The sequence below is a fragment of the Streptomyces ruber genome, assembly GCF_014648075.1.
Classification (GTDB): domain Bacteria; phylum Actinomycetota; class Actinomycetes; order Streptomycetales; family Streptomycetaceae; genus Streptomyces; species Streptomyces ruber.
On record NZ_BMQK01000008.1, the window covers coordinates 1 to 12199 of the forward strand.

Sequence of the window (12199 nt, forward strand, 5' to 3'; positions counted from 1 at the left end):
ACCCGGTACGACAAACTCGCCGTCCGCTACCAAGCGACCGTGCTGGTCGCAGCCATCAACGAGTGGCTGTGACCAGCACTTTCACAACAGGCCCTAGTCCCCCGCGGTGCCGGCCGCACCGCCTTCCGCACCCGGCGCACGCCCGTGTCCGGCCGTGCGCCCGTGCGAGGGCCATGCGCGTCTCCCCGTGGCCGGACCGGCACCCAGCCTCGTGCCGAACTCGGGTATTTCGGAAGCTTGTTGGGGGCATGACGTCTCCAGCACTTCCCAGTACGCCAGCAGCCGCGCGACCCTCGGGAGGGGCACGTGCTTGAGTCGGTGCACCAGGCAGCGGACGCAAGGAACGCAGCGGACACAGCGAGCGCAGCAGACGTCGACGTAGTGGTCGTGGGAGCGGGGGTGTCCGGCCTCGCGGCCGCCCATCATCTGTCCAGAGCCGGGCTGTCCGTCACGGTGCTGGAGGCCGCGCCCGGGGCCGGCGGCCGGATGGCCACCGAGAAGGTCGACGGCTTCCGCCTCGACCGCACGGCCCCGCTGCTCCTCAGCTCCTATCCGGAACTCCGCCGCACCCCGGCCCTGGCCCCCCTGGTCCTGCGGCCCTTCTCGCCAGCCGTCCTGCTGCACGCGGACGGCCGGCTGCATCCCGGTCCCGCCGCCCCCGCCGCCTTCGCCGGCGTCCGCGGTACCCGGGGCGCGCTCACAGCCGTGCGCGCCCTGGCGAGCGTCCCCCGGCTGCCCCGTGCGCAGGGCGCCGTCCGCGCGCCGCGCCCCGGGCCCCTCGGCACCGCCGCCGACCAGTCCCGGCTGGCCGCCGCCTGGGCCCGGCTGGCCGCCACACCGCCGGAACGGCTCCTCGCCCGCCCCGAACTCCCCGCCGCCCAGGCCCTCGCCGACCGCGGCTTCCCGGCGCGCGCCGTCGACGGGCTGCTGCGCCCCCTCCTCACCGCGCTGCTCGGCGACCCCGCGCTCCTCACCTCCAGCCGCAGCGCCGACCTGGCCCTGCGCTTCTTCGCGACCGGCCGCCTGAGCCTGCCGGAAGGGGGCGCGGACACCGTCCCCGACCTCCTCGCGGCCGCGCTCCCGCCGGGCACGGTACGGACCGGCGTACGCGTCCTGTCCCTCAGCACCACCTCGGTGACCACCGCCGAGCACGGTGAGCTCTCCTGCCGCGCCGTACTGCTGGCCACCGGTGCGCGCACCGCGGCCGAGCTGCTCCCCGGGCTGCGCGTGCCCGGCTTCCACCCGGTGACGGTGCTGCACCACACCACGGACGAACGGCCCCCGCTCACCGGTCCCGCGCTGGTCCTGGACGCCGACCGCAGCGGGCCGGTGTCGCACACGGCGGTCGTCAGCCAGGTCGACCCGACGCGTGCCCCCGCCGGCCGGGCGCTGATCTCGTCGACCGTGCTGGGCACGCCCCCGGCCCCGGCGCACCTGGACGCCACGGTCCGCGCCCAGCTCGCCCGCCTGTACGGGACGTCGACGGCCCGCTGGGAGCTGCTCGCGGTCCACCACGACTCCGAGGCGGTGCCCGCGATGCCCGCGCCGCACGACCCGCGCCGCCCGGTGCGGCTGCTGGCGGGCCTGTACGTCTGCGGGGACCACCGCGACACGAGCTCCGTCCAGGGCGCCCTGCACTCGGCCCGGCGGGCCGCCCACGCGGTCCTCAAGGACCTCGACGCCTGTCCGGCCCCGCTGGAGGAGCACTTCGAAGCGGCGGCGTGAGCGCGTCGCGCGTCCACGGAAAGGGGCGCCCGGCGGCCGTGTCCCCGGCCACCGGACGCCCCGGTCTCACCGGCAGCGCCCCGCGCGAGGAACCGTGCGACCAGCCGCGACGGACCCGCGGACGGCGCACCGGACTCCCCGCGGAGCGTTCACCCGAGCGCCGCGATCCGGTCGCGGTAGCCGCGTACGGGCGCCGCGTCCCGGTACGGCTCCAGCCGGCGCTCGAAGTCGCGGACGTACTCGATCGCCCGCACCGACCGCATCTCCGCCGCCTGCGCCGCGGCCTCCGCGCCCAGCTGGCACGCCTGGTCGAGCTCGCCGAGCCCGAGACGGGCGGAGGCGAGGACGACCCGGCAGAACAGCCGGCTGCGGGCGAAGGCCGGTGCGCGCAGCTGCAGCGAGCGCTCGGCGTGCTGGGCCGCGGCCCGGTACTGCTGGAGGTCGCGGTGGCAGTGCCCGAACTCGTCGGCGAGCTGCGCCTCGTCGAAGAACCGCGCCCAGTACGGCACGTCGTCCTCCGTCCGGGCCGACTCCAGGGCCCGCTCGGCCCGGACGAGCGCGGCGGTGCAGGCGCGCACCTCGCCGAGCACGCCGTGCCCGCGGGCCTCCACGGCGTGCAGCAGTGCCTGCACGACGGGCGGCGCGGACGTGCCCACGCCCTGCTGGGCCACGCGCGCCAGTTGCACGGCCTCGCGTCCGTGCCCGAGGTAGACGGCCTGCCGGCTCATCGTGACGAGGACGTAGGCGCCGTACATCCGGTCCCCGGCCGCCTGGGCGAGCCGCAGCGCCTGGACGAAGTACCGCTGGGCGAGCCCGTGGGCGGCGATGTCGTACGAGGTCCAGCCGGCCAGCCGGGTGAGGTCCGCGGCGGCCGCGAAGAGGCGGCGCCCGGTCTGCTCGCCGTACGTACCGCGGAGCATCGGCTCGGCCTCGTGCTCCAGGTAGCGCACGAGGGCCTGGCGGGCGTGGCCGCCGCCGTAGGCGTGGTCGAGGGCGCGGAAGAGCTCGCCCACGGACCGCAGCGCGGCGATGTCGCCGCCGGTGACCCGCTGACCGGGGCCGCGCTCGGTCTGGCCGCGCTGCCGGGGCGGCGGGACGCCCTTCTCGAGCTGGGCCGGGATCCTGGGGGGCACCGGGCGGCCCTGGGCGGGGATGCGGGCGGGGCCGGGGTCGCCCCGGCTCACCCGGTCGTCGGCGCGGCCGATCAGCCAGTCCCGGCTGGGGACGACGAGTCCGGCCGGGGTGAACGCGATCTTGCGGAGCTCGGCGTGGCTGCCCGAGTCCTTGCGCCACAGCCCGCTGACGATGTCGACGGCCTCCTCGGGGCCGGCGGCGAACTCCAGGCCCGCGTAGACGGGCGCGCAGGCGTCCAGGCCGAGGTCCTGGGCGGTCAGCCGGCGGCCCAGGCGGCGGGTGAACACCTCGGCGATGAGCGCGGGCGTCGTGCCCCGGGGCTGCTGGCCGCGGAGCCACCGGGTGACCGATGTCTTGTCGTATCTCAGATCAAGTCCGTGTTCGAGGCCGAGCTGGTCCACGCGGCGCGCGAGCCCCGCGTTGGAGAACCCCGCTTCTGCGATGAGAGCGGCGAGCTGACGGTTGGGAGTGCGCTGCACGGGTCGTTCCGTCATCTGCGGTGCGGTCTCCTGCCTTCCCCGACTTCTTTTGGGTGAGGTGCGTGGATTGCCTGTGAGCAGCCCTTTTGCCTCGTGAACGGCGCGAATGTAGCGGAGCGTGAGCATCCGATCGCACATTCCGCCGTCCATTCATCCGATCGTGTGAGAATTGGCCGCGCGGCTGACGGGTTTCGGCCGGACGTACAGTGGCGTGGGCGCAGAACGCGCCTGACGAACGCGGCCATCACAGTCGATCGCGACCGGTCGCAGTCGATCGCAACCAGTGCTCTTGCTTCCAGGGAGGCGCACAGCCGTGAGTGAACTCCGGTTCGTCCGCATGGGATTCGGTGACCGGGCCGTCGAGTACCGGGAGGCGTGGGACGAGCAGCGCCGCGTGCACGCGGCGCGCTTCGCGGACGAGGCACCCGACACCGTGCTGCTCCTCGAACACCCGCCGGTCTACACGGCGGGCCGGCGCACGGCCGACGAGGAGCGCCCGCTGGACGGGACGCCGGTCATCGACGTGGACCGCGGCGGCAAGATCACCTGGCACGGCCCGGGCCAGCTCGTCGGCTACCCGATCCAGAAGCTGCCCCGCCCGGTCGACGTGGTGGCCCATGTGCGCCGGCTGGAGGAGGCCCTGATCCGCACGTGCGCGGAGTTCGGCCTGGAGACCAGCCGGGTGGAGGGCCGCAGCGGGGTGTGGGTCCTCGGCGACCCGGTGGAGCGGCGCCCGTCGCCGGGCGGGCTCTCCCTGGACTTCGACCCGCGGCTGACCGACGAGGAGTTCGACCCGCGCCTCAACGGGCCGGAGTACGCACCCTCCAACGCGGGCCAGCGGCGCGAGGACCGGAAGATCGCCGCCATCGGCATCCGCGTCGCCAAGGGCGTCACGATGCACGGCTTCGCGCTGAACGTGAACCCGGACGCCACCTGGTTCGACAGGATCATCCCGTGCGGCATCCGCGACGCGGGCGTCACGTCGATCGCGGCCGAGCTGGGCCGGGACGTCACCATCGAGGAGGTCCTGCCGGTCGCCGAGCGCCATCTGCGCGACATCCTGGAGAACGCCGAGCTCAAGCCGCGCGAGATCGAGCGCGCCACGGCGTGACCGCTGTCCGGGCGGGCGGGGAATGCACTCCGCCCGCCCGGAGTTGCCCCGGAGGGCACTGGCGGCCGCCACCCGGCCGCCCGGCCCCACAATCATCGGGCGTAGGCTGATACACGCCCACGAATCGAAGTTACAGGGAGCCGATGTGTCCGCAGTCGCACCCGACGGACGCAAGATGCTGCGCCTGGAGGTCCGGAACGCCCAGACCCCCATCGAGCGCAAGCCCGAGTGGATCAAGACCCGGGCGAAAATGGGTCCCGAGTACACCAAGATGCAGAACCTCGTGAAGAGCGAGGGTCTGCACACGGTCTGCCAGGAAGCCGGCTGTCCCAACATCTACGAGTGCTGGGAGGACCGCGAGGCGACCTTCCTCATCGGCGGCGACCAGTGCACCCGGCGCTGTGACTTCTGCCAGATCGACACCGGCAAGCCCGAGGCGCTCGACCGCGACGAGCCGCGCCGCGTGGGCGAGTCCGTCGTCACGATGGACCTGAACTACGCGACGATCACCGGTGTCGCCCGCGACGACCTGCCCGACGGCGGCGCCTGGCTGTACGCCGAGACCGTGCGCCAGATCCACGAGCAGACCGCGGGCCGCGAGGGCGGCCGCACCAAGGTCGAGCTGCTCGCCCCCGACTTCAACGCCGTCCCGGAGCTGCTGGCGGAGGTCTTCGCCTCCCGCCCCGAGGTCTTCGCGCACAACGTCGAGACGGTCCCGCGGATCTTCAAGCGCATCCGCCCCGGCTTCCGCTACGAGCGCTCCCTGAAGGTCATCACCGAGGCCCGCGACTACGGCCTGGTCACCAAGTCGAACCTGATCCTCGGCATGGGCGAGACCCGTGAGGAGATCAGCGAGGCGCTGCGCCAGCTGCACGAGGCCGGCTGCGAGCTGATCACCATCACGCAGTACCTGCGGCCGAGCGTCCGCCACCACCCGGTGGAGCGCTGGGTCAAGCCGAACGAGTTCGTGGAGCTGAAGGAGGAGGCCGAGCAGATCGGCTTCTCCGGTGTCATGTCGGGCCCGCTGGTGCGCTCCTCGTACCGGGCCGGCCGGCTGTACCAGATGGCCGTGGAGAAGCGGGGCGCGTACGTCGCCTCGCAGGCCGTCTGACCGTACGTGCGGGCGCCACGCGGCCGACCCTCCGCGTGGCGCACCACGGCACGGATGGCATTGCGTGCCACTTCCCTGGTGTGAATCCCGGCACAGCCGCCACCGGGCGACGACGGCCGGTACGGTGCGGCCCGCACCGTCCCCGCAGATGAGGGCAGCGTCAGGGGCGCGCCGCAGTTGGGGCCCTACAAATCAAACCTTCATTCGGGTTTGACCGGTCGGTCACGCCCTGGTAACACCAATCAGTGACCCTGGTTTCACAGGTTGTACTGCCCCGGCCAGAGCCGCCATCCCGAGGGGGGACCTCCATCATGCAGGCCGCGCCCGTCCGCGCCACCGCAATCCCTTCGTTCACCGATGCACTGCGTGCCGTCGAGTCGCTGCTCATGAGCAGCGGTCAGCGCACGGCCCGCCGCAACGCCTGGACCTCCGTGATGGAGGACCGCCGCCGGGCCCGTGACCGGGTCGAGGCGCAGCGCGTCCTCGACGCGGCCGCCGTCGCCCCGCGCCTGCCGTAGCCGCCCGCCGTCGTACCCGCTTCCCTGGCCACGTAGACTTCGGGTCATGGCGAGGAAGGACAACGCAGCGGAGGCTGCGAACCCCGGGCGACTCAAGCAGATCGCCCTGACCTACAAGATGACCCGCAGGGCCGACAAGAAGATCGGTCTTGTGCTCGCGGCTGTCGGAATCGCCATCTTTGGTGTCTTCCTCGCGATCGGTTTCCTGGTCGGCCACCCGGTCTATCTCGGTATCGCCGGCTTCCTGTTCGCCGTCCTCGGAATGGCGATCGTCTTCGGACGCCGGGCCGAGCGGGCGGCCTTCGGGCAGATGGAAGGGCAGCCGGGGGCCGCGGCGGCGGTGCTCGACAACATCGGCCGGCAGTGGACGACCACTCCGGCGGTGGCCATGAACCGCAGCCAGGACGTGGTGCACCGTGCCGTCGGCAAGGCGGGCATCGTGCTGGTCGCCGAGGGCAACCCGAACCGGGTGAAGAGCCTGCTGGCCGCCGAGAAGAAGAAGATGGCCCGCATCGTGGCGGACGTCCCGGTGCACGACCTGGTGGTGGGCACCGGCGAGGACCAGATCCCGCTGAAGAAGCTCCGCACGACGATGCTCAAGCTGCCGCGCGTCCTGACGGGCCCGCAGGTCACGGCCACCAACGACCGGCTGCGGGCGATGGGGGACCTGATGAGCAACATGCCGCTGCCGAAGGGGCCCATGCCGAAGGGCATGCGGATGCCGCGGGGCGGCCCGAAGATGCGCTGACGCTGCCGCCGGGCTGCACGGCCGTACGTCTGCGGGGTGCCGGAACCTTGGGGTTCCGGCACCCCGCAGACCGTTCTCACCGGCCGGCGCGCCGCGGTCAGATGCGCACTTCCACGGTCAGATGCGTACTTCCACCGTGCGGGCCAGGCGGTCGTGCAGCCCGCGGCCGTCGCGGTCCCAGACCAGGGCCGGGATCGCCAGGCACAGCAGGACCGTGCGGAGCACGACCCGCAGCGGGGCGGCCGTGCCGGTGCCCTCGCCGACCACTCGCAGGCCGAAGAGGCGCTTGCCCGGCGTGAAGCCGACCGTGCCGACCGTCAGGACGTGGAGCACGAAGAAGACGAGCAGGGCCCAGTTGCCGGTCGCCTGGCCGTAGCCGTCCGTGATCAGACCGTATGCGATCAAGAGGCACAGGCCCCAGTCCACGGCGAGCGCCCCGAGACGCCGGCCGGGGCGGGCGATCGAGCCGGGACCGGACTCCGGCAGACCCAGTTGCTCGCCGCGGTAGCCGAAGTCGACACCCGCTTCCTCCGCGGCCGCGCGCGGGCCGGAGAGCCACGAACCGATTGCTTGCCTCTTGTCCACCCGTCCACCGTACTGGGCGGGCGACCCGTGCCCGACAGGCGGGTCGGTCGGCCGCCCTCCGGTTAACTTGAGCGAAACAAATGGGTCACGCACGAGAAATCACCCCTCCCTATGGTCGGGACCAGCGTGTGCCACCGCACTGGCCGCACGAACGAACTACCACCCCGGCTCGGACGGCCGGGAGTAGGAGGAGCTGGATGTTCCAGAACGCCGACGACGCCAAGAAGTTCATCGCGGACGAGGACGTCAAGTTCGTCGATGTCCGGTTCTGCGACCTGCCGGGCGTGATGCAGCACTTCACGATCCCGGCCACGGCGTTCGACCCGGACGAGGAGCTCGCCTTCGACGGGTCCTCGATCCGTGGCTTCCAGGCCATCCACGAGTCCGACATGGCGCTCCGCGCCGACCTCTCCACCGCGCGCGTCGACCCCTTCCGCCGCGACAAGACGGTCAACATCAACTTCTTCATCCACGACCCGATCACGGGCGAGCAGTACTCCCGCGACCCGCGCAACGTGGCGAAGAAGGCCGAGGACTACCTCGCCTCCACCGGCATCGCCGACACCGCGTACTTCGGCCCCGAGGCCGAGTTCTACGTCTTCGACAGCGTGCGCTTCAAGACCGCCGAGAACGAGTCGTACTACCACATCGACTCCGAGGCGGGCGCCTGGAACACCGGCGCGATCGAGGACAACCGCGGCTACAAGGTCCGCTACAAGGGCGGTTACTTCCCGGCCCCGCCGGTCGACCACTTCGCCGACCTGCGCGCCGAGATCTCCCTGGAGCTGGAGAAGAACGGCCTGAAGGTCGAGCGCCAGCACCACGAGGTGGGCACCGCGGGCCAGGCCGAGATCAACTACAAGTTCAACACGCTGCTCGCCGCCGCCGACGACCTCCAGCTCTTCAAGTACATCGTGAAGAACGTCGCCTGGCGCAACGGCAAGACCGCGACCTTCATGCCGAAGCCGATCTTCGGTGACAACGGCTCGGGCATGCACGTCCACCAGTCCCTGTGGAGCAACGGCGACCCGCTGTTCTACGACGAGGCCGGTTACGCGGGCCTGTCGGACACCGCCCGCTACTACATCGGCGGCATCCTCAAGCACGCCCCGTCGCTGCTGGCCTTCACCAACCCGACGGTGAACTCCTACCACCGCCTGGTGCCCGGCTTCGAGGCCCCGGTGAACCTGGTGTACTCGCAGCGCAACCGCTCCGCGGCCATGCGCATCCCGATCACCGGCTCCAACCCGAAGGCCAAGCGCGTCGAGTTCCGCGCCCCGGACTCCTCCGGCAACCCGTACCTGGCCTTCTCGGCGCTGCTGCTCGCCGGCCTCGACGGCATCAAGAACAAGATCGAGCCGGCCGAGCCGATCGACAAGGACCTCTACGAGCTCGCCCCCGAGGAGCACGCGGGCGTCCCGCAGGTCCCGACCTCGCTCCCGGCCGTCCTCGACTCGCTGGAGCGGGACCACGAGTTCCTGCTCCAGGGCGACGTGTTCACGCCCGACCTGATCGAGACCTGGATCGACTACAAGCGCACCAACGAGATCGCCCCGCTCCAGCTGCGCCCGCACCCGCACGAGTTCGAGCTGTACTTCGACGTGTGAGCCGACCGTCCGCACGGACGACAGGCCGGACAGGTCCGGCGGAGCCCTGCCGTCGCCCTCGGGCGGTGGCGGGGCTCCGCCGTTCCCGCATGTACCGCACGGCGGCTCACGCGGCGGTTCACACGGCGCCTTCCCTCTCCTCGTACGCCTTCTGCATCGCCTTCTCGCGGGCCTTCTCGCGGGCCTGACGGCGGGTCTCGAAGGGCCGCTCGCGGCGGTAGCGGCGCTGCCACCTGGCCTCGCGGTCGCGGCGTTCGCGATAGGCCTGGTACGTGGACGGCAGGCTGCCACGACCACCGCCGCCACCACCGCCGCCGCTCGAACCGCCCGAGGACGTGTCCGATCCCTCCCAGAGGCCGTAGTACCTGACGTACAGGAAGAGCACACCGACCGCGGCGAGCCAGAGGACGTGGTTGCCGAAGCCCAGGACGACCAGGACCACGGTCGCGGTGAGGAGCAGGGTTGCCATGACAGGCCTCCCAGGGACGTGACGATGACTGAGCGTGCAGTCTGCGGTCTCGCCTGCTGACGGATGCCGGCAACCGCCGGAGTCCGAAGGTGCCGGCCGTCGGTGCGTCGAGGGTAGCTCCACTCCCGGCGAATGGCGCCTGTCCTGCGGAAAAGAGTGCCGGGCAGCTTGGCCCCGCCTGTCCATCCTGTGCAATGGACGGTGTTCCGGTCGAGGTGGCCGGCTGTGGGAGCGCTTACACGGAGTCACGGAATCCGCCCGGCCGTACGGCCCCCGGACGCGGCGGTGCCGTCCGCCCCGTGGGGCGGACGGCACCGGACCTCCGGGCTGCGGCCCAGGTTCCCTCAGCGGCTGTACCGCATGAAGGCCCGGACCATGTGGCAGGTCGTGTCCGACGGCGGGTGGACGCCGATGAGCTCGGCCGTGCTGCGGATCGTCTCGTTGCGGGCCTGGTTCGGGACGTACACGCCGGAGTCCAGCAGGGCGATGGCGAGGCGCATCGCCTTCAGCCGGCGGTTGTGGGTGATGTACCACTCGCGGGGGCGGCCCGGCGGCAGCGGGCTCTTCTCGACGGGTGCGTACGGAAGGTCGAGCAGAACCGGCCTCCGGGCCGTGGACTGGGTGGGCAGCGGCTTGAGTGCGGCAGCGGGCACGGGCATCCTCCTGTCGCGGTCAGGGAGCCACCGGAAACCCCGGCAACTCCCTCGGACACTGCTTCAATTTTACTGCCCCCCACTGACAATCGCCCCTGCTCAGAGGGCATTTGGGAGTGGCGTGACAGAAGTGCAGGGCGGGTCCTCCCGTACCGTGTGCGCATGGAGATCTGGATCAGTCCGGCCTGTTCCAAGTGCCGCGGCGCGATCGGTCTGCTGGACGCGGAGGGCGCCGAGTACACCGTGCGCCGGTATCTCGAGGACGTGCCCGGCGAGGACGGGATCCGGGACGTGCTCGGGCGTCTGTCACTGGAGCCGTGGGACATCACCCGGCTCCAGGAGGCCGCCGCGAAGGAGCTCGGGATGCAGGAGTGGCCCCGCGACGCCGGCGCACGGGACCGGTGGGTACGGGCGCTCGCCGGGCACCCGGAGCTCATCCAGCGGCCGATCATCACCGCCGACGACGGCACCGCGCTGGTGGCCCGCACGGAGGAGGCGGTGCGCGACGCCCTGTCCCGGTGACGTGCGGGGTGGGCGCGGCCGCGCCCATCGCATACGAGCCGCCGCCCCGCCCCGGCACCTCACGGCGCGCCGGAGCCCCGCGAAGCCGCGGGTAACACGGCCTTCACAGCCGGGCAACGGCCGGGAAACCGCCCGTTGACAAGCTGCGGGCATCCCGCGCGGCGCCCCAGTGCCGCAGCGCCGCCGGCCCCGCACGACCGCGATGCGAAGACCCACCGAAGGATGAGGCCCCGTGACGTTCAAGGCTGAGTACATCTGGATCGACGGCACCGAGCCGACGGCCAAGCTGCGTTCCAAGACGAAGATCCTCGCCGACGACGCCAAGGGCGCCGAGCTGCCGGTCTGGGGCTTCGACGGGTCCTCCACCAACCAGGCCGAGGGCCACTCCTCGGACCGTGTGCTCAAGCCGGTCTTCACCTGTCCCGACCCCATCCGCGGCGGTGACGACGTCCTCGTCCTGTGCGAGGTCCTCGACATCGACATGACCCCGCACGCGTCCAACACGCGGGCCGCGCTGCGCGAGGTCGCGGAGAAGTTCGCCGCGCAGGAGCCGCTCTTCGGCATCGAGCAGGAGTACACGTACTTCCAGGACGGCCGTCCGCTGGGCTTCCCGGCCGGCGGCTTCCCCGCCCCGCAGGGCGGCTACTACTGCGGTGTCGGCGCGGACGAGATCTTCGGCCGGGAGATCGTCGAGGCCCACCTGGAGAACTGCCTGAAGGCCGGTCTCGGCCTCTCCGGCATCAACGCCGAGGTCATGCCGGGCCAGTGGGAGTTCCAGGTCGGCCCGCTCGCCCCGCTGGAGGTCGCCGACCAGCTGTGGGTGGCCCGCTGGCTGCTCTACCGCACCGCTGAGGACTTCGGCGTCTCCGCCACCCTCGACCCGAAGCCGGTCAAGGGCGACTGGAACGGCGCCGGCGCGCACACCAACTTCTCCACCAAGGCGATGCGCGAGAACTACGACGCGATCATCACCGCGTGCGAGGCGCTCGGCGAGGGCTCCAAGCCGCTCGACCACGTCAAGCACTACGGCGCCGGCATCGACACCCGCCTCACCGGCCTGCACGAGACGGCCCCGTGGGACAAGTTCTCCTACGGCGTCTCCGACCGCGGCGCCTCGGTCCGCATCCCGTGGCAGGTCGAGAAGGACGGCAAGGGCTACATCGAGGACCGCCGCCCGAACGCCAACGTCGATCCGTACGTCGTGACGCGTCTCCTGGTCGACACCTGCTGCTCCGCGCTGGAGAAGGCCGGCCAGGTCTGACCCGCTCCCCCGCACCAGGAAGGGGCGCCCGCCGTCATGGTGGGCGCCCCTTCTCGCGTACCGCCGGACCTCCGCGCGGAAGGCCGGGCTGTCCACGCAGTGAGAGAAGTCTCCCGGGTGGCACCCGGTGTCTGCTTCAATGGGGCCATGGCCAGCTTCCGGAAGTACCTCGCGACGGGTCGCCATGACCTCGAGCCCTTCTGGCCTTCCCGTCAGCACCACGACTTCGACCGGGTGTGTTGTCGCGCGATGAACGCGCCGGCCCTCTAAAGCCGT

The 12199-nt window shown here is 71.8% G+C and carries 12 protein-coding genes; 8 read left to right on the forward strand and 4 right to left on the reverse strand.

Translation table 11 applies throughout. From position 1 onward, the window contains the following. The first annotated feature begins 306 nt into the window (after nt 1-306). Nucleotides 307-1725, forward strand: coding sequence for an NAD(P)/FAD-dependent oxidoreductase (locus tag IEZ04_RS18470; protein WP_189218003.1), 1419 nt, complete (start codon nt 307-309; stop codon nt 1723-1725). Nucleotides 1726-1874: 149 nt separating this feature from the next. Here the strand turns inward: IEZ04_RS18470 and IEZ04_RS18475 are convergent, their stop codons facing one another. Continuing rightward, the gene (locus IEZ04_RS18475) at nt 1875-3353 is read right to left on the reverse strand and encodes an NsdA family TPR-like regulatory protein (protein WP_189218004.1); all 1479 of its coding nucleotides are present in this window, start codon (nt 3351-3353) and stop codon (nt 1875-1877) included. A gap of 298 nt (nt 3354-3651) precedes the next feature. Here IEZ04_RS18475 and lipB point away from each other — a divergent pair, with 298 nt between their 5' ends. From lipB to IEZ04_RS18495, 4 genes are all read left to right on the forward strand, one after another. Continuing rightward, a complete protein-coding gene (lipB, locus tag IEZ04_RS18480; RefSeq protein WP_189218005.1) occupies nt 3652-4449 on the forward strand; it encodes a lipoyl(octanoyl) transferase LipB in 798 nt (265 codons plus the stop codon). A gap of 145 nt (nt 4450-4594) precedes the next feature. After that, the gene (lipA, locus tag IEZ04_RS18485) at nt 4595-5560 is read left to right on the forward strand and encodes a lipoyl synthase (protein ID WP_189218006.1); all 966 of its coding nucleotides are present in this window, start codon (nt 4595-4597) and stop codon (nt 5558-5560) included. A 311-nt stretch (nt 5561-5871) separates the two neighbouring features. After that, a complete protein-coding gene (locus tag IEZ04_RS18490) occupies nt 5872-6078 on the forward strand; it encodes an SCO2195 family GlnR-regulated protein (RefSeq protein WP_189218007.1) in 207 nt (68 codons plus the stop codon). A 46-nt stretch (nt 6079-6124) separates the two neighbouring features. After that, nucleotides 6125-6826, forward strand: coding sequence for a DUF4191 domain-containing protein (locus tag IEZ04_RS18495; RefSeq protein ID WP_189218008.1), 702 nt, complete (start codon nt 6125-6127; stop codon nt 6824-6826). Between the two features lie 117 nt (nt 6827-6943). Here the strand turns inward: IEZ04_RS18495 and IEZ04_RS18500 are convergent, their stop codons facing one another. Next, on the reverse strand, nt 6944-7411 hold the full coding sequence (locus tag IEZ04_RS18500) for an RDD family protein (RefSeq protein WP_189218009.1): 468 nt from the start codon (nt 7409-7411) through the stop codon (nt 6944-6946). 197 nt (nt 7412-7608) lie between these two features. On the opposite strand from IEZ04_RS18500, the gene glnA reads away from it, so the two are divergent. After that, nucleotides 7609-9018: a type I glutamate--ammonia ligase gene (gene glnA / locus IEZ04_RS18505; RefSeq protein WP_189218010.1), complete on the forward strand. Its 1410-nt coding sequence runs from the start codon at nt 7609-7611 to the stop codon at nt 9016-9018. A 118-nt stretch (nt 9019-9136) separates the two neighbouring features. Here the strand turns inward: glnA and IEZ04_RS18510 are convergent, their stop codons facing one another. Beyond that, the gene (locus IEZ04_RS18510; RefSeq protein ID WP_189218011.1) at nt 9137-9487 is read right to left on the reverse strand and encodes a hypothetical protein; all 351 of its coding nucleotides are present in this window, start codon (nt 9485-9487) and stop codon (nt 9137-9139) included. Between the two features lie 344 nt (nt 9488-9831). Beyond that, the gene (locus IEZ04_RS18515) at nt 9832-10140 is read right to left on the reverse strand and encodes a hypothetical protein (RefSeq protein WP_189218012.1); all 309 of its coding nucleotides are present in this window, start codon (nt 10138-10140) and stop codon (nt 9832-9834) included. A gap of 162 nt (nt 10141-10302) precedes the next feature. On the opposite strand from IEZ04_RS18515, the gene IEZ04_RS18520 reads away from it, so the two are divergent. Both IEZ04_RS18520 and glnII read left to right on the forward strand, forming a co-directional pair. Further along, complete coding sequence (locus tag IEZ04_RS18520; RefSeq protein ID WP_189218013.1) at nt 10303-10662, forward strand: ArsC/Spx/MgsR family protein; 360 nt, start codon at nt 10303-10305, stop codon at nt 10660-10662. A 232-nt stretch (nt 10663-10894) separates the two neighbouring features. Next, nucleotides 10895-11923, forward strand: a complete 1029-nt coding sequence (gene glnII, locus IEZ04_RS18525; protein ID WP_189218014.1) for a glutamine synthetase — start codon at nt 10895-10897, stop codon at nt 11921-11923. Nucleotides 11924-12199: the final 276 nt, after the last annotated feature.

What these genes read in the sequence shown, in the direction of transcription:
- IEZ04_RS18475 (WP_189218004.1), bottom strand. Translation starts at nt 3,353, where the DNA reads ATGACGGAACGACCCGTGCAGCGCACTCCCAACCGTCAGCTCGCCGCT.
- IEZ04_RS18495 (WP_189218008.1), top strand. Translation starts at nt 6,125, where the DNA reads ATGGCGAGGAAGGACAACGCAGCGGAGGCTGCGAACCCCGGGCGACTC.
- IEZ04_RS18510 (WP_189218011.1), bottom strand. Translation starts at nt 9,487, where the DNA reads ATGGCAACCCTGCTCCTCACCGCGACCGTGGTCCTGGTCGTCCTGGGC.
- glnA (WP_189218010.1), top strand. Translation starts at nt 7,609, where the DNA reads ATGTTCCAGAACGCCGACGACGCCAAGAAGTTCATCGCGGACGAGGAC.
- IEZ04_RS18520 (WP_189218013.1), top strand. Translation starts at nt 10,303, where the DNA reads ATGGAGATCTGGATCAGTCCGGCCTGTTCCAAGTGCCGCGGCGCGATC.
- IEZ04_RS18490 (WP_189218007.1), top strand. Translation starts at nt 5,872, where the DNA reads ATGCAGGCCGCGCCCGTCCGCGCCACCGCAATCCCTTCGTTCACCGAT.